At 67.0% G+C, this 16,871-nt stretch carries 13 protein-coding genes; 6 read left to right on the top strand and 7 right to left on the bottom strand.

Translation table 11 applies throughout. The features are described 5' to 3' along the window. The first annotated feature begins 33 nt into the window (after positions 1-33). On the top strand, positions 34-2,187 hold the full coding sequence (locus tag RCAP_RS04205; protein ID WP_013066583.1) for a malate synthase G: 2,154 nt from the start codon (positions 34-36) through the stop codon (positions 2,185-2,187). A 173-nt stretch (positions 2,188-2,360) separates the two neighbouring features. Here RCAP_RS04205 and RCAP_RS04200 read toward each other — a convergent pair whose 3' ends face one another. Both RCAP_RS04200 and RCAP_RS04195 read right to left on the bottom strand, forming a co-directional pair. Then, positions 2,361-2,984 carry a J domain-containing protein gene (locus tag RCAP_RS04200; RefSeq protein WP_013066582.1) on the bottom strand — a complete coding sequence of 208 codons (624 nt, stop codon included), beginning with the start codon at positions 2,982-2,984 and terminating at the stop codon, positions 2,361-2,363. 145 nt (positions 2,985-3,129) lie between these two features. Further along, positions 3,130-3,501, bottom strand: a complete 372-nt coding sequence (locus tag RCAP_RS04195) for a hypothetical protein (RefSeq protein WP_013066581.1) — start codon at positions 3,499-3,501, stop codon at positions 3,130-3,132. Positions 3,502-3,685: 184 nt separating this feature from the next. On the opposite strand from RCAP_RS04195, the gene cobS reads away from it, so the two are divergent. The 3 genes from cobS to RCAP_RS04180 are packed head-to-tail and all read left to right on the top strand — an operon-like array spanning position 3,686 to position 8,350. After that, complete coding sequence (gene cobS, locus RCAP_RS04190) at positions 3,686-4,660, top strand: cobaltochelatase subunit CobS (RefSeq protein ID WP_013066580.1); 975 nt, start codon at positions 3,686-3,688, stop codon at positions 4,658-4,660. Positions 4,661-4,669: 9 nt separating this feature from the next. Continuing rightward, on the top strand, positions 4,670-6,544 hold the full coding sequence (gene cobT / locus RCAP_RS04185) for a cobaltochelatase subunit CobT (RefSeq protein WP_013066579.1): 1,875 nt from the start codon (positions 4,670-4,672) through the stop codon (positions 6,542-6,544). Positions 6,545-6,550: 6 nt separating this feature from the next. After that, positions 6,551-8,350: an aminopeptidase P family protein gene (locus RCAP_RS04180; protein ID WP_013066578.1), complete on the top strand. Its 1,800-nt coding sequence runs from the start codon at positions 6,551-6,553 to the stop codon at positions 8,348-8,350. Between the two features lie 162 nt (positions 8,351-8,512). On the opposite strand, the gene RCAP_RS04175 is transcribed toward RCAP_RS04180, so the two are convergent. Further along, entirely contained in the window at positions 8,513-9,682 is a 1,170-nt protein-coding gene (locus RCAP_RS04175; RefSeq protein WP_013066577.1) for an acetate/propionate family kinase, read from the bottom strand. Then, a complete protein-coding gene (locus RCAP_RS04170; protein WP_013066576.1) occupies positions 9,682-11,067 on the bottom strand; it encodes a bifunctional enoyl-CoA hydratase/phosphate acetyltransferase in 1,386 nt (461 codons plus the stop codon). Before RCAP_RS04170 ends, RCAP_RS04175 begins: the two co-directional genes overlap by 1 nt. Positions 11,068-11,225: 158 nt before the next feature. Here RCAP_RS04170 and RCAP_RS04165 point away from each other — a divergent pair, with 158 nt between their 5' ends. Together RCAP_RS04165 and RCAP_RS04160 are read left to right on the top strand one after the other, a co-directional pair. Beyond that, positions 11,226-12,611 (top strand): FAD-binding oxidoreductase, encoded by a 1,386-nt coding sequence (locus RCAP_RS04165; RefSeq protein WP_013066575.1) that lies wholly within the window; start codon positions 11,226-11,228, stop codon positions 12,609-12,611. Further along, positions 12,608-13,000: a nuclear transport factor 2 family protein gene (locus tag RCAP_RS04160; RefSeq protein WP_013066574.1), complete on the top strand. Its 393-nt coding sequence runs from the start codon at positions 12,608-12,610 to the stop codon at positions 12,998-13,000. Before RCAP_RS04165 ends, RCAP_RS04160 begins: the two co-directional genes overlap by 4 nt. A gap of 88 nt (positions 13,001-13,088) precedes the next feature. Here the strand turns inward: RCAP_RS04160 and recN are convergent, their stop codons facing one another. The 3 genes from recN to lpxC form a co-directional block, all read right to left on the bottom strand. Then, a complete protein-coding gene (gene recN, locus RCAP_RS04155; RefSeq protein WP_013066573.1) occupies positions 13,089-14,738 on the bottom strand; it encodes a DNA repair protein RecN in 1,650 nt (549 codons plus the stop codon). 30 nt (positions 14,739-14,768) lie between these two features. Continuing rightward, positions 14,769-15,614, bottom strand: a complete 846-nt coding sequence (locus RCAP_RS04150) for an outer membrane protein assembly factor BamD (RefSeq protein ID WP_013066572.1) — start codon at positions 15,612-15,614, stop codon at positions 14,769-14,771. A gap of 151 nt (positions 15,615-15,765) precedes the next feature. Further along, positions 15,766-16,683, bottom strand: coding sequence for a UDP-3-O-acyl-N-acetylglucosamine deacetylase (lpxC, locus tag RCAP_RS04145; RefSeq protein WP_013066571.1), 918 nt, complete (start codon positions 16,681-16,683; stop codon positions 15,766-15,768). Positions 16,684-16,871 lie beyond the last annotated feature (188 nt).

Here is a 16,871-nt window from a genome sequence, read left to right as displayed (position 1 = left end):
GCCAAGATACCGGCCAAAGCTTGGGAGGAGCCGATGACGGAACGCGTGGAACGCGAGGGGCTGCAGGTTGCGGCCGAACTGGCGACCTTCATCGAAACGGAGGCGCTGCCCGGCACCGGGGTCGATCCGGCGCGATTCTGGGCGGGGTTTTCGGCGCTGATCCATGCGTTCGGGCCGCAGAACCGGGCGCTGCTGGACAAGCGCGACCAGCTGCAGGCGCAGATCGACGCCTGGCACCTGCAACACCGCACGCAGGGCCATGACGCCACCGCCTATCGCGCCTTTCTGGAAGAGATCGGCTATCTGGTGCCCGAGGGCGCCGATTTCAGCATCGAGACCGGCCCGACCGATCCCGAGATCGCCCGGGTCTGCGGCCCGCAGCTGGTCGTGCCGATCACCAATGCGCGCTATGCGCTCAATGCCGCGAATGCGCGCTGGGGCAGCCTTTATGACGCGCTTTACGGCACCGATGCGCTGGGAACGCCGCCCGCCGCGCCCGGCTATGACCCGGTCCGCGGCGCCAAGGTGATCGCCTGGGCCAAGGACTTTCTGGATGCCGCCTGCCCGCTGGTGGCCGGGTCCTGGGCGCAAGCCACGCGGCTTTGGCTGCAAGACGGCGGTCTGTTCGCCGAAGTGGCGGGCGAAGAAACCGGGCTGAGGGACCCCGCCCAATTCGCGGGCAGTCGCGGCGCCCCCGAGGCGCCCACCGAAATCCTTTTGCGCAACAACGGCTTGCATCTGATCCTGAAGCTTGACCGCGGCCATCCGATCGGTGCCACCGATCCGCTGGGGCTGGCCGATCTGGTGCTCGAATCGGCGCTGTCCTCGATCATGGATTGCGAGGATTCGGTGGCCACCGTCGATGCCGCCGACAAGGTTCTGGCCTATCGCAACTGGCTGGGCCTGATGCGCGGCGATCTGACCGAAACGGTGACCAAGGGCGGGCGCAGCTTCCCCCGCGCCCTTGCCCCCGATCTGACCTTCACCGCGCCCGCGGGTGGCCCGGTCACGCTCAAGGGCCGGGCGCTGATGCTCGTGCGCAATGTCGGGCCCCTGATGACCACCCCCGCGATCCTGACCCGCAGCGGCGCCGAGGCGCCCGAGGGGCTGATGGATGCGATGGTGACCACGCTTTGCGCGCTCCATGACCTGAAGCGCGGCGCCAATTCCGCCACCGGCTCGGTCTATGTGGTCAAGCCGAAGCTGCACGGCCCCGAGGAAGTCGCCTTCACCTGCGCCAGCTTCGCCCATGTCGAGGAAGTTCTGGGCCTGCCCGCCAATACGGTGAAACTGGGCATCATGGACGAGGAACGCCGCACCTCGGCCAACCTCAAGGAATGCATCCGCGCCGCCAGGGATCGGCTGGCCTTCATCAACTCGGGCTTTCTGGACCGGACCGGGGACGAGATTTTCACCTCGATGGAAGCCGGGCCGATGGTGACCAAGGCCGAGATGAAATCGCAGCCCTGGATTTCCGCTTACGAGGATCGCAACGTCGATATCGGCCTGCGCTGCGGGTTGCCGGGCAAGGCGCAGATCGGCAAGGGGATGTGGGCCGCGCCCGACAACATGGCCGAGATGCTGGCGCAAAAGATCGCCCATCCGATGGCCGGGGCGAATTGCGCCTGGGTGCCCTCGCCCACCGCCGCCACGCTGCATGCGACGCATTACCACCGCGTCGACGTGAAGGCGCGGCAACGCGAGATCGCACAGCTGCAACGACCGCTGCGGCTGTTTGATCTGCTGACGATCCCGCTTGCCGTCGGGCGCACCTATTCCGAGGCCGAGATCACCGCCGAAATCGAAAACAACGCGCAGGGGATTCTGGGCTATGTGGTGCGCTGGGTCGATCAGGGCATCGGCTGTTCCAAGGTGCCCGACATTCACGACACCGGCCTGATGGAAGACCGCGCGACGTTGCGGATCAGCTCTCAGGCGCTGGCGAACTGGCTGCATCACGGCATCGTCGGCGAGCCGCAGGTGATGAAGGCCTTCCGCAAGATGGCGGCCGTGGTCGACCGGCAGAATGCGGGCGATCCGGCCTATCAGCCGATGGCCCCGAATTTCGACGGGCTGGCGTTCCAGGCCGCCTGCGATCTGGTCTTCCTCGCCCGGATCCAGTCCTCGGGCTATACCGAGCCGGTGCTGCACCAGCGCCGGGCGCAGGTGAAGGCCGCCAAAGCATAAGAAAGGGGGGGCGCTGCCCCCCGTCCGCAAGCGGACTCCCCCCGGGATATTTGGGGCAAGATGAAAGGGCAAAGCGGCCTGCTTTCACCTTGCCCCAAATATCCCGGGGGGTGAATTTTGGCGAAGCCAAAAGAGGGGGGCAGCGCCCCCCTGTCCCGCCCGCGACGGGGGCCTCATTTGAAGTTGCGGCTGTCCTTGATCTGGTCCCAGGCCCAGACCACCTGCTGCAGCATCTCCTCCTGGCTGCGGTCGCCGCCATTCATGTCGGGGTGCAGCACCTTGATCAGCGCCTTGTAGCAGCCGCGGATCTCGGTCTTCGTCATCGTGTCCTTGGCATCGAGCAGCTCAAGCGCGCGCCGCTCGGTCGGCGGCAGCTTGCGGCCCACCACGGTCCGCCCCGGGTTCTGCGTCGCATTGGCGCCCAGAAGCTCCATCGGGTCGGTGATGCCATGCCGCGCCCAGCCCTTTTCCTCTTTCGAGCGACCAAAGGGCTTCGTCGGCCGTTCCCAGACATTGGCATTGTCCAGAAACTGCTGGAATTCCTCGTCCGACTGGCCCTGAAAATAGTTCCAGCGCAGGTTGTATTCCCGCACATGGTCCTTGCAGAACCAGAAATAGTCATCAAGCACCTTCGGGCTTTTCGGCGCGCGATACTGGCCCGGCTCCTTGCAATCGGGGTGATCGCATTGCCGCGTCGAGGTTTCGAAGGCGCCGGACATGCCGCGCTTGCCCTTGGTCCGACTTTTCTTGTCGGCCGCGGCAGAAATGTTGAAGCCGAAAGGGTCGGTCTTGCTCATGGGGCCTCGCAAATCACGTCCGCAAGCTGGGCGCGGTCAGGGTTTCGGCGCGGCTTCTGGGTCCGCTCGCCGACTCGGGTGCCAGAGGATAGAGGATTTCCCGGCCAAGCCAAGGGCAAGCGGGAAGATTGACGAAGGTTCCGGCTCAGAAGCTCTCGTCCGCCGCCGGGCCAAGCCGCGGCGCGCGGCCCTCGGGGGCGAAGGCGGTCAGCCTGCCGCGCCGTTCCGTCGAAAAGGTCAGGCCGGTTTCGTCTTCCGCCGCGCTTTCGTCGGCTTCGGCCCGGGCCAGCGCGCGGCGGAACACCAGCAGATGGTGAACCACCGTCACCTTCGAGGCCAGCCCCGCGCGTTCCTCGGCGGGCAGCGTCTCGGCGCGCCAATATTCCCAGCCCTCGCGCGCAAGCTCGTTCATCACCTCGCCCAGGGCCAGGGCAAAGCGCTCGGCCCCGGTTTTCCCGCCGCGATCCTTTTCGCCCCGCACCGGCGCGGGAACCACCTTGTAGTCGTAAAGCTGCATGGCGCACCTCGTTTTGGCCGCGACAGATACGCCTTGCGCGCGGCAGGTCAAGCAACGAAGGGGTGAACGCCGCCTTCACCCCGGTTCGACAAAGCCCCCCCGGCCTTGTCCGGGGCACAATCCGCCTCTTGCGCAGCCCTGCCCCATCGGCCACAAAACAACGAGTGCACGAAGAGGACCGAAGATGCTCGACCAGACCGCCAAGCCCACCGAAGAGATCGATCTGCGCGAAGTCTTCGGGATCGACAGCGACATGAAGGTGAAGGCCTTTGCCGAACGCACCGACCGGGTGCCGGACCTTGACCCGACCTACAAATTCGACCCCGACACCACGATGGCGATTCTGGCAGGCTTTGCCTACAACCGCCGCGTGATGATTCAGGGCTATCACGGCACCGGCAAATCGACCCATATCGAACAGGTGGCGGCGCGGTTGAACTGGCCCTGCGTGCGGGTGAACCTTGACAGCCACGTGAGCCGGATCGACCTGATCGGCAAGGATGCGATCAAGCTCGTTGACGGCAAGCAGGTCACGGTCTTCCACGAGGGGATTCTGCCCTGGGCGCTGCGCAACCCGACCGCGATTGTGTTCGATGAATACGACGCCGGCCGCGCCGATGTGATGTTCGTGATCCAGCGCGTTCTGGAAGCCGACGGGAAACTGACGCTGCTCGACCAGAACGAAGTGATCACCCCGAACCCCTATTTCCGGCTGTTCGCGACGGCGAACACCGTGGGTCTGGGCGACACGACCGGGCTTTATCACGGCACGCAGCAGATCAACCAGGGCCAGATGGACCGCTGGTCGCTTGTCGCGACGCTGAACTATCTGTCCCACGACGCCGAGGCCGCGATCGTCCTCTCGAAAGTGCCGCATTACAACACCGACAAGGGCCGCAAGGTGATCAACCAGATGGTGACCGTGGCCGATCTGACCCGGACCGCCTTCATGGCCGGGAACCTCTCGACCGTGATGTCGCCCCGCACCGTCATCGCCTGGGCGCAGAACGCCGATATCTTCCGCAACGTGGGCTATGCTTTCCGGCTGACCTTCCTGAACAAATGCGACGAACTCGAACGCGCCACCGTGGCCGAGTTCTACCAGCGTCTGTTCGACGAGGAACTGCCCGAAAGCGCCGCCGTCATCGCGGGGCGCTAAGGGGGGGCGATGACGAAGCCCACTGACAACCCCGCCGATCCGTTCAAGAAGGCCCTGGCCGAGGCCACCCGGACCTTGGCCGATGCACCCGAACTGAGCGTCAGTTTCAGCGTCGATCCGCCCGGTGTGGCGGGCGATCAGATGCGCCTGCCGCAGGTCTCGCGCCGGATGACGCGCGACGAGATCATGATGGCGCGCGGCACCGGCGATGCTTTGGCCCTGCGCCAGCGTCACCACGATACCGCCGTGGCCGCCCGCTATGCGCCCTCGGGCGACATGGCGAAATCGCTTTACGAGGCGATGGAAACCGCCCGCTGCGAGGCTTTGGGCGCGCGCGACATGCCCGGCACGCTGACCAATATCGACTTCAAGATCGGCCATGAGGCCGAGCGCAAGGGCTATGGCCAGATCCGCACCCAGGCCGAGGCGCCGCTTGCGGTGGCCGCGGGCTATCTGGTGCGCGAAATGGCGACGGGGCGGAAACTGCCGCAGGCCGCGAACCATGTGCTCGACCTCTGGCGCGGCTTTCTTGAGGATCAGGCGGGCGAGGAGTTTCAGGGCATCGAGGCGGCTCTGGCCGATCAGGCGGCCTTTGCACGTCTTGCGCGCAAGGTGATTGCCGATCTGGGTTACGGCGATCAGCTCGGCGAAGATCCCGACGCGCAGCAAAACGACGAGGCCGATCAGGAGAGCGAGGAAGACCCGGAAGCGGATCAGGACAACCGCTCGGAGGCAGAGCAGCAGGACGACGACGGCGAGGCCAGCCCCGAGCAAAGTCAGGAACAGCAGCAGGATCAGCGGCAAACCACCGTCAGCCAGGACGATCTCGCCGAGGACGAGAGCGGCGACGAGCTCGACATGCCGCAGGCCGATGCGCCGCCCGAACCGCCGCCGCCCGCGCCGCATTCGAATGCCGATCCGAATTACACCGTCTTCACCACCGACTTCGACGAGGAAATCCGCGCCGAGGATCTGGCGGAACCGGCGGAACTGGAACGGCTGCGCGCTTACCTTGACACGCAGCTCGAACCGCTGAAAGGCGCCGTCGCGCGGCTGGCGAACAAGCTGCAACGGCGGCTGCAGGCGCAGCAGAACCGCAGCTGGGAATTCGACCGCGAGGAAGGCACGCTCGATGCTGGCCGCCTTGCCCGCGTCGTGGCAAACCCGACGACGCCGCTGTCCTTCAAGATCGAGAAAGACACCGAATTCCGCGACACCTGCGTGACGCTGCTTCTGGACAATTCGGGCTCGATGCGGGGCCGCCCGATTTCCATTGCCGCGATCTGCGCCGACGTGCTGGCGCGGACGCTCGAACGCTGCTCGGTCAAGGTCGAGATCCTGGGCTTCACCACCCGCGCCTGGAAGGGCGGCCAAAGCCGCGAGAAATGGCTGGCCGAGGGGCGCAAGCAGGGGCCGGGGCGGCTCAATGACCTGCGCCACATCATCTACAAATCCGCCGATGCGCCCTGGCGGCGGGTGCGGTCCAATCTGGGCCTGATGATGAAGGAAGGCCTGCTGAAGGAAAACATCGACGGCGAGGCGCTGGAATGGGCGTGGAAGCGGTCGATGGCGCGGCCCGAGGCGCGGAAAATCCTGATGGTGATTTCCGACGGCGCCCCGGTCGATGATTCGACGCTTTCGGTCAACCCCGCGATCTATCTGGAAAAACACCTGCGCGACGTGATCGCCATGGTGGAACGCCGCCGCGCGGTCGAACTTCTGGCGATCGGCATCGGCCATGACGTGACGCGCTATTATTCGCGCGCCGTCACCATCACCGATGTCGAGCAGCTGGCGGGCGCGATGACCGAACAGCTGGCGGCGCTTTTCGACAGCGATCCGCGGGCGCGGGCGCGGGTGCTGGGGATGAAAAAGACGGGGTAAGCGGGCATGTTTCAGGATTTCACCAGCCGCTCGACGCCTGCGCATGGCCCGGCCCGGCTGGCGCTTTTGCGTCAGGCGATCGCCTCGGAGGGGCTGACCGGCTTCCTGATCCCCCGCGCCGATGCGCATCAGGGCGAATATGTCGCCGATTGCGATGCGCGGCTGGGCTGGCTGACCGGCTTCACCGGCTCGGCCGGGTTCTGCATCGTGCTGCCCGAGGTGGCGGGGGTCTTCATCGACGGCCGCTACCGGGTGCAGGTGAAATCCGAGGTCGATCTGGGGGCCTTCACCCCCGTCCCCTGGCCCGAGGTCAAGGCCGGACCCTGGCTGCTGGAGCACCTGCCCGCGGGCGGGCGGATCGGCTTCGATCCCTGGCTGCACAGCCGCAAGGAGGTCGAGGACCTGCGCCGCGCGCTGGACGGATCGGCGATCGAACTGGTCGAGACGGCGAACCTGATCGACGCGATCTGGACCGACCGCCCGGCCCCGCCGACCGCAACCGCGCGGGTGCATCCGCTTGACTTCGCGGGGGAAAGCAGCGCCGAGAAGCGCGGCCGTCTGGCCGCCGGGCTGGCAAAACAGGGCGCGCAGGCGGCGGTGCTGACCCTGCCCGACAGCATTTCGTGGCTCTTGAACATCCGCGGCGCCGACATTCCCCGCAACCCGGTGGTGCAGGCCTTTGCCGTGCTGCAGGCCAATGGCCATCTGACGCTTTACGCCGAGGCCGCGAAATTCCCGCCCGAGATCCGCGCCCATCTGGGCAACGAGGTGACCTTGCGCCCGGTTTCCGCCTTTGCCGCGGGGCTGCGCAGCCTGCCCGGCCCGGTGCAGGTCGATCCCGCCTCGGCCCCGCATCAGGTCGGCCGCGCGCTGGAAGAGGCCGGAACCCCGGTGCTCTGGGCCGAAGATCCCTGCATCGCCCCCAAGGCCCGCAAGACCGCCGCGGAAGCCGCGGGGATGCGCGCCGCCCATCTGCGCGACGGCGCGGCACTGGTGGAATTCCTCGCCTGGCTCGACACCGAAGCGCCCAAGGGCAATCTGACCGAAATCGACGTGGTCACGCAGCTGGAACAGCACCGCCGCGCCACGGGGCAACTCGTGGACATCAGCTTCGACACGATCTGCGGCGCCGGGCCGAACGGCGCCATCGTGCATTACCGCGTGACCGAGGCGACGAACCGCCGCGTCAGCCCCGGCGAGTTGCTGCTGATCGACTCTGGCGCGCAATACCCGGATGGCACCACCGACATCACCCGCACCCTTGCGGTCGGCCCCGTGCCCGAGGGCGCGGCCGAGGCCTTTACCCGGGTGCTGCAGGGCATGATCGCGATTTCCCGCGCCCGCTTTCCGCGCGGCCTGGCCGGGCGGGATCTGGACGCGCTGGCGCGGGTGGCGCTCTGGTCTGCGGGGATGGATTACGACCACGGCACCGGCCATGGCGTCGGCGCGGCGCTTTGCGTGCACGAAGGCCCGGCGCGGATCTCGCGGATTTCCGATGTCCCCCTTGCCCCCGGCATGATCCTGTCGAACGAACCCGGCCATTACCGCGAAGGCCAGTGGGGGATCCGGATCGAGAACCTGATCCTTGTCACCGAGGCGCCGAAACTGGGCGACAACCGCGACCATCTGTGCTTCGAGACCCTGACCTGGGTGCCGATCGACCGCCGCCTGATCGTCGTCGAGATGCTTTCGCAGCCCGAACGCGCCTGGATCGACAGCTATCACGCGGGCGTTCTGGCCCGGATCGGCCCGCTGGTAGGGGCCGCCGCGCGCGATTGGCTTGTCGCGGCCTGCGCGCCACTCTGAACGCAAAAGGGGGGGCTCTGCCCCCCTCGGCCTTGCGGCCTCACCCCCCGGGATATTTGCAGCAAGGTAAAGGGAAAAAGCCTAAAGGGCCTGCTTTTATCTTGCCTCAAATATCCCGGGGGGAGTCCCGAAGGGACCGGGGGGCAGCGCCCCCCGCGTTGCTCAGATATGCAGCGCGTCCTTGGCCGCCCGCGCGATCACCACTTCCTCGTTCGTCGGGATCACCCGCACCGCGACGCGGCCCGTCGAGATCTCGCGCGCATGCGCCAGGTTCGCCGTCTGGTCGAGCGTGATCCCGGCCCAATCGAGCCCCTCGCAGACCGCCGCGCGCACATGCGAGGAATTCTCGCCCACACCGCCGCAGAAGACGAGCGCATCCATCCCGCCCATCGCCGCCGCCAGCGAGGCGATCTCGCGCTTCACCCGGTGGCAGAAATAGTCGATCGCTTCCGCGGCATGCGGGCTCTTCGAGGCTTCAAGCGTGCGCATGTCATTCGACACCCCCGACATCCCGATCAGCCCAGAGCGCTTGAACAAAAGCTCGGTGATGTCCTCGGCATTCATCTTTTCCTGATCCATCAGGTAAAGCACCACGCCCGCGTCCAGTTCCCCGGCGCGCGTGCCCATCGGCAGGCCCGACAGCGTCGAGAAGCCCATGGTGCAGGAGATCGACTGGCCATTGTGCACGGCGCAGATCGAGGCGCCCGAGCCCAGATGCGCAATCACCACCCGGCCCGCGCGCAGTTCCGGTTCCTCGGCCGCCAGAACGCCATCGATATAGGTGTAGCTCAGCCCGTGGAAGCCATAGCGCCGCACGCCCTTTTCGTAATAGTGCCGCGGCAGCGCATAGGTGTCGTCGACAAAGGGATGGCCGCGATGGAACGCCGTGTCGAAACAGGCGACATTGGGCACGCCCGGAAAGGCCTCGATCGCCGCGCGCACGCCCGCCAGGTTGTGCGGCTGGTGCAGCGGCGCGAACGGGTTCAGCCGTTCCAGGTGGTCCATCAGCACGTCGGTGACCTTTTCCGGCTCGGCGTGCGCGGTGCCGCCATGCACGATCCGATGCCCGATCGCCACGATCTCGAGTTCCGGCATGTCGGTGCGAAACGCCCCCAAGGCCGAGCGCAGCGCGAGCGTATGGGTGGCGAAATCATCCGGCCCCAGATGCGGCACCGGCATGGCCTTGCCCTCGGCATCCTTCAGGTTCAACGAGCCCTCGGGCGCGCCCAGCCGGTCGACATGGGCGGTGGCGAGGGGCGCCAGCGCCTCGTCGAAAAGCCCCAGTTTCAGCGAGGACGACCCGGCGTTCAGCGTCAGAATCGCACGCGTCATCAGGCATTCCCCCCGCCGATCCGGTTCCAGTGGATCGAGGCGACAGCCGCCGAGGCCAGCCGCGCCATCGCGCTGTCAGAGCGCGAATTGAGGATCACCGGCACCCGCGCGCCCAGCACGACGCCCGCGGCCTCGGCGTGGGAAATATAGGCCAGCTGCTTGGCCAGCATGTTGCCCGCGTCGATCCCCGGCACCACCAGCACATCGGCATGACCGGCCACCGGCCCGCGCAGCCCCTTGGTGCGCGCCGCCCCGATATCGACCGCATTGTCCATCGCAAGCGGCCCGTCGACCACCCCGCCCTTGATCTGCCCGCGCTCCGCCATTTTCGACAAAAGCGCCGCATCGATCGAGCTCGGCATCGCCGGGTTCACCGTTTCGACCGCGCTCAGCACGCCGACCTTCGGCGTCTCCATGCCGAGCGAAATCGCCAGATCTATGGCGTTTTGCACGATGTCGACCTTGGTCGCCAGATCGGGGGCAATGTTGATCGCCGCATCGGTGACCAGCAGCGGATGGCTGACACCGGGCACGTCCATCACGAAGACATGGGTGAAGCGCCGCCCGATCCGCAGCCCCTTTTCCTTGTCGAGCATCGGCCGCAGCAGGTCATCGGTGTGCAGATGCCCCTTCATGATCGACTGGGCGCGGCCCGCGCGCACCAGCTCGACCGCCGCGCGGGCGGCCTCGCGATGGCTCAGCATCTCGACGATCTCGAAGCCCGAGAGCGATTTCGACAGCGCCTTTGCCGCCGCCTCGATCTTTGCCGGATTGCCGATCAGGATCGGCTTGATCAGCCCGCGCTCGGCCGCGATCAGCGCCCCTTCCAGCGCCGATTGCTCCTCGGGGCAGACCACCGCCGTCGCCAGTTCCGGCAGCGCCTCGGCCTTTTCCAAAAGCGCCTCGAAATGGCGATGGCGCTGCACGATCAGCCCGGGGGCGTCGATTTCCTCGTAACGGATATAGGTCTTGGGCGCCAGAACCCGCGCCGTGCCCGAACAGATCAGCGCGCCGCCCTCGACCCGCCGCACCTCGGTGGCGAGCGCAATCACCCCCTCGGGCTCCTTGCCCGTGACGGTGACCTTGGCCACCAGCTCCTCGCCCGCGGTCACGTAATCATGGAAGGCCAGCTGCTGCTCGCGGTAGCGCGTGCCCGGCCCGGGAAGGATCGAGCCCAGAAGCGAGGAAATCAGCGCGGCCACGAACAGCCCCGGCGCCAGCGGCTTTTCCTTTTGCCCGTCTTCGTCAACATGCTCGAGGTGCATCGGGTTGTGGTTCCCCGAGGCAGCGACGAAGGCATAGATATCATCGGCGGTGCAAAGCCGGCGCAGCTCTGCGCTCATTCCCGGCTCGATTTCGTGATACATGCGGCTTTCGAAAATCATCGCGGACTCCCTCCATCGCCGCGACTCTGCGGCTGTCTCCTGTCCGAGCGGATTGGTGCATCCGCGAGAGATATTGTTCAACGCCTGTTGCTGCGGTTTTTCGCCCCTTTCGGGACGGCGCCGATCCGCTTAAGACGGGTCAACACCGGGAGGGGCACATGGCGGACGCGACATTCTGGCAAGAGGCGCAGGTAATTTTCGGCAATCGGATCAGCAAAAAAAGGACAGATTGCGAAACCCACGGCCAATCCGAGACCTGGTTCCCCCTGACCCCGCCCGAGGCAGTGGTCTTCCCCGAAACGACCGAAGAGGTCGCGGCCCTCACGAAAATTTGCGCCGCGCATCGGGTGCCGCTGGTCGGCTGGGGGGCGGGAACCTCGCTTGAGGGCCATGCTTTGGCGGTTGCGGGCGGCATCGTCGTCGATTTCAGCCGGATGAACCGGGTGCTGGAAGTCCGCGCCGAGGATCGTCTGGTGCGGGTCCAGCCCGGCATCACCCGCGAGGCGCTGAATGCCGATCTGCGTGCGACGGGGCTGTTCTTCCCGGTCGATCCGGGGGCGAATGCGTCGCTGGGCGGGATGGCGGCGACCCGGGCGAGCGGAACGACGACGGTGCGTTACGGCTCGATGCGGGACAATGTGGCGGGGCTGAGCGTGGTTCTGGCCGACGGGCGGGTGATCCGCACCGGCTCGGGCGCGGCGAAATCGGCGTCGGGCTATGATCTGACGGCGCTGATGCTGGGATCGGAAGGCACGCTCGGGCTGATCACCGAACTGACGCTGCGGCTGCATGGCCAGCCCGAGGCGGTCTCCTCGGCGGTCTGCGCCTTCGAGCGCTTCGAGGCGGCGGTGGAAACCGTGCAGCATGTCATCCAGCTGGGCATCGAAGTGGCGCGGATCGAATTCGTCGACGAAGAGATCGCGCGCATCTTCAACAAGATGAACGGCACCGCCCTGCCCGAGACGCCGCATCTGATGATCGAGTTCCACGGTTCGGACGCAGGCGTGGCCGAGGCCTCGGAGCGTTTCGGCGAGGTGGTGGCCGAGATGGGCGGCGCCGATTTCCAATGGGCGACGACGACCGAGGAGCGCAACCGGCTCTGGAAGATGCGGCACGGCGCCTATTCGGCCTGCATCGCCTCGCGGCCGGGCTGCATGGGGCTTGTCACCGATGTCTGCGTGCCGATCTCGCGGCTGGCCGAGGCGGTGGCGCAAGCGCGGGCGCTGATTGCCGCGGCGGGGCTGACCGGGCCGATCCTGGGCCATGTCGGCGACGGCAATTTCCACGCCATCCTGCTTTTGGACCGCGAGAACCCGGCGGAACTGGCGACGGCGAAAACGGTCGCGCATGATCTGGCCGCGATGGCGCTGGCGATGGGCGGCACGATCACCGGCGAACATGGCATCGGGCTGGGCAAGCGCGCGATGATGGCCGAGGAACACGGGCAGGCCTGGGCGGTGATGGGGGCGATCAAGGCGGCGCTTGATCCCTTGAACATCCTCAACCCCGGCAAGCTGGTGCCGCAAGACGGAGAGATGCCGTGAGCCTGAGCCAACCGGCAGAGCTGCCGCGGACCTTTGCCGTGCTGTGGGGGGCGCGCGACGCGCTGGGGCTGTCGCAGCTCTTCGTCGAGGATGGCGAACTCCTCAGCCTCACCGGCGGCGCGGCGCAGGGGCGGGCGGCGATCGCGGAATTGATGGCGGGCGAATTCGCCGGCGCCTTTCAGCGCGCGCGGCTGGTGACCGGCCGCACCCGGCTGCGCCCGATCGGCAGCGCGGTGACAGTGCTGATGCAACGCTTCGTGCTTTCGGGTCTGGTGGACGAGGCCGGGCAGGATGCGGGCCGGATCGGCGCCGTGCTGTGTGCCACGCTCGAACGCCTCGGCCCCGAGGATTGGCAGATCGTCACCGCGCAATTCGTGGTGGAATCGTAAGGCAGGGGGGGACAGCCCCTGCCCTTTTATCTTGCCAGAAATATCCCGGGGGGAGTCCCGCAGGGACGGGGGGCAGCGCCCCCCTGCCTCAGCCGTGCAGAAGCGATTGCGCCGCGGCCCGGGCGGCGTCGGTCACCTCGGCGCCCGAAATCATCCGGGCGATCTCATCCACCCGCTCGGGCGGCGGCAGCGCCTCGACGCGCGAGGTGGTCATGCCGTCGGCCACCGATTTCGCGACGCGGAAATGATGCGATCCGCGCGCGGCGACCTGCGGGCTGTGGGTGACGACCAGAACCTGCGCGGTTTCCGACAGCTGCGCCAGCCGCCGCCCGACCGCATCGGCGGTGGCGCCGCCAACCCCGCGGTCGATCTCGTCGAAGATCAGCACCAGCGCATCGGCGCCCCTGGCCAGCACCACTTTCAGCGCCAGAACAAAGCGCGACAGCTCCCCGCCCGAAGCGATCTTGTCCAAGGGACCCGCAGGCGCCCCCGGGTTCGTCGCCACGGTGAAGGCGACCGTGTCCCAGCCCTCGGGCCCCGCCTCGCCGCGGGTGATTTTCGTCGCGAAAACAGCCCGTTCCAGCTTCAGCGGCGCCAGTTCTGCCGCCATCGCCGCATCAAGCCGCCCCGCCGCCTCGGCCCGCGCCGCTGAAAGCCGCGCCGCCGCCGCGCCAAAGGCCGTCTCGGTCGCCGCGACATCGGCCGTCAGCCGGGAGATCCCCTCTTCGCCCGCATCAAGCGCGGCAAGACGGGCCGAAAGCTTGCCGCTCAGCTCCGCCAGATCATCGGGGGTCGTGCCATGTTTGCGCGCCGCCGCCCGCAGCGCGAAAAGCCGCTCCTCGCAGGCCTCCAGCGCGCGCGGATCGAAGGCCATCGCCTGCAGCGCCGCCTCGATCCCCGAGACCGCTTCGCCCAGCTCGATCAGCGCCCGTTCGAGCGAGGCCATCGCGCCGTCCAGCGACCCCTCGGCCTTGTCGGCCGCGCCCGCAAGCCAGCGGTCGGCGTCGCGCATCGCCCCCTCGGCGCCCTCGGGGCCAAGGATCTGATGCGCGCGCAGCACATCGGCGCGGATGCGTTCGGCCGCCTGCATCAGACGGCGGCGGGTGTCCAGCTCGGCCTCTTCGCCCGCGACGGGGGCGAGCTTGTCGAGTTCCGCCACGGCATGACGCAGGAAATCCTCCTCGCCCTTGACCGCGGCCAGCGCCGCTTCGGCCTCGGCAAGCCGTTTTGTCGCCGCCGCCCGTGCCGCCCAGGCCGCCCGGACCGCCGCCAGAAGATCGTCGTGACCGGCAAAGGCATCGAGCGCGGCGCGGTGGCCGCGGGCGTTCAGCAGCCCGCCATCATCCTGTTGCCCGTGCAGCTCGACCAGGGTCTCGGAGACCGCGCGCAGCACCTCGCCGCTTGCCCGGCGGTCGTTGATGAAGGCGGTCTTGCGGCCATCGCGCGCATTCACCCGGCGCAGGATCAGCTCGTCTTCGGCCGGGATCCCCGCATCTTCCAGAACCGCACGCGCCGGATGGCCCGCGGGCAGCTCGAAGACCGCGACCACCTCGCCCTGCGCGGCCCCCGCCCGCACCAGCTCTGCCCGGCCGCGCCAGCCCAGCACGAAGCCCAGACAATCGAGCAGGATCGACTTGCCCGCCCCGGTCTCGCCGGTGAGCACATTCAGACCCGCGCCGAAGTCAAGCTGCAGCCGGTCGATCAGCAGCATGTCACGAATGTCGAGCGTGCACAGCATCTCAGCCCCCTGCCCCGGTCCCCGAAAGGATCAGAGCCATTCGCCCTTGATGACCTGCCGATAGATCGCGGAAAGCCAGCTCGACCCCTTGGCTTCGGGTTCAAGGCCCATCTTTTTCAGCCGCTTGTAGGCATCGTCATAGAAGGGCGAGGACTGGAAGTTGTGACCCAGGATCGCCCCCGCCGTCTGCGCCTCGTCGGTCAGGCCGAGCGAGAGATAGCATTCGACGAGCCGCATCAGCGCCTCGGGCGTGTGGGTGGTGGTCTGATATTGCTCGACCACGACGCGGAAACGGTTGATCGCGGCGGTGTAATGACCCTTTTTCAGGTAGAACCGGCCGATTTCCATTTCCTTCGACGCCAGATGGTCGAAGGCCAGATCGAATTTCAGCGCCGCCGAGCGCGCGTAATCGCTGTCGGGATATTCCTCGATCACCGCGCGCAGCGCCTGCAGCGCCTGGAAGGTCAGACCCTGATCGCGGCCGACCTCGTCGATCTGGTCGTAATAGGACAGCGCCAGCAGATATTTCGCATAGGCCGCATCTTCGGACCCCGGATAGGTGTCCAGATAGCGCTGCGCCGAAGACCGGGCGTCTTCGTATTTCTTCGCCTTGTGCTGGGCGAAGGCCTCCATGATCAGGGCGCGCTTGGCATATTCGGAATAGGGGTAAAGCCGCTCCACTTCCGAGAAATAGCGCAGCGCCTCGGCGGGACGGCGGGGGTTGCCGACCTCGAGTTCATATTCGCCGCGCTTGTAGATTTCCTCGGCGGTGAAGTTTTCCAGCGGCGGCTCCTTTTGCGTCGGACCGCAGGCCGCCAAAGCCGCAAGCAGCGCAAGACTGCCGACCCGTAGCGCCGCCGTTTTGCCCGTTGCCATCGCTGCCTCTTCCGTTCGTCACCGGAACTGCGTCCGGTCTGCCGCCTCTGACCCCCGGGGGAGCCGCTGTTTCGCCCGTCCTAGCACAGAAAAAACGGCGGCGCAAAACGCCTTTCGCGCGCCAGCGAAGGACTGACGCGGCCGTGAAGGCTCAGCGCGCCGCCATCGACCCGCGCAGCACGCCCGCGCCCGGCAGGCGATGCGCCTGTTCGGGCGAGCAGGTTTCCCAGATCCAGGCGTCGGGATCGGCGAAAAGCGCGCGCAAAAGCTTGTTCGTCAGCGCATGGCCCGCCCGGTTGCCGACGTATCGCGCCATCAGCGGCGCCCCGGCCAGGGCCAGATCGCCCATCGCATCCAGCATCTTGTGGCGCACGGCTTCATCGGCATGGCGCAGCCCGCCGGGCGAGAGCACCTCGGCGCCATCGACGACGACGGCGTTTTCATAGGTGCCCCCCAGCGCAAGCCCGTTGGCGCGCATGAAATCGACATCGGCCTGACGGCAGAAGGTGCGGCTGTCCATCAGCTCGCGCACGAAGGCGCCATTGGCCATCTTCAGGCTTTTCGCCTGTTTGCCGATCGCCGCATCGGCGAAGTCGATGGCGAAATCGATTTCCAGCGTCGGCGCCGGTTCCAGCCGCGCGACGGCCTCGCCCTCGCGGACTTCGACCGGATGCAGCACCCGGATCGCGCGCAGATCGGCGTCAAGACGCCGCAGGCCAACGCGGCGGATCGCCTTCACGAAAGGCGCCGAGGAGCCGTCGAGAATCGGCACTTCCGGCCCGTCGATCTCGATCAGCGCGTTGCCGATGCCCAGACCGGCCAGCGCCGCCATGATGTGTTCGATCGTCGAGACGGACACGCCGTCGGCATTCACGATCAGCGTGCAGAGTTTCGAGGGCGTGACATGATCCCAAAGCGCCGGGATGCGCGGATCGACGCCCGTCACATCGGTGCGCCGGAAGACGATGCCGTGACCGGCGGGGGCGGGATGCGCGATCATCCGCACCGGCTTGCCCGAATGCAGGCCGATCCCGACGAAGGTGACAGATGCGCCAAGCGTGGTTTGCACGGTCGTGCTTGCCTTTCTTTTCCCCACACCGATCGTGGCGGGGAGTTCCGAGGATCAGTTAAGAACCGTTGACCAAACACACAATTCACCTTTTGCAACAAACTGAAACAGAAGGCCAAGGCATGGGCAAAACCCTGCCGACTTCGCGTTAGAGCATTGAATTGCAAAAGAAAAGGGCCGGTTTTCAC

Origin of the sequence: Rhodobacter capsulatus SB 1003 (assembly GCF_000021865.1) — a bacterium.
Taxonomy (GTDB): domain Bacteria; phylum Pseudomonadota; class Alphaproteobacteria; order Rhodobacterales; family Rhodobacteraceae; genus Rhodobacter; species Rhodobacter capsulatus_B.
The sequence above is the reverse complement of the archived record's forward strand: the minus strand, read 5'-3'. Positions and strand labels throughout refer to the sequence as shown.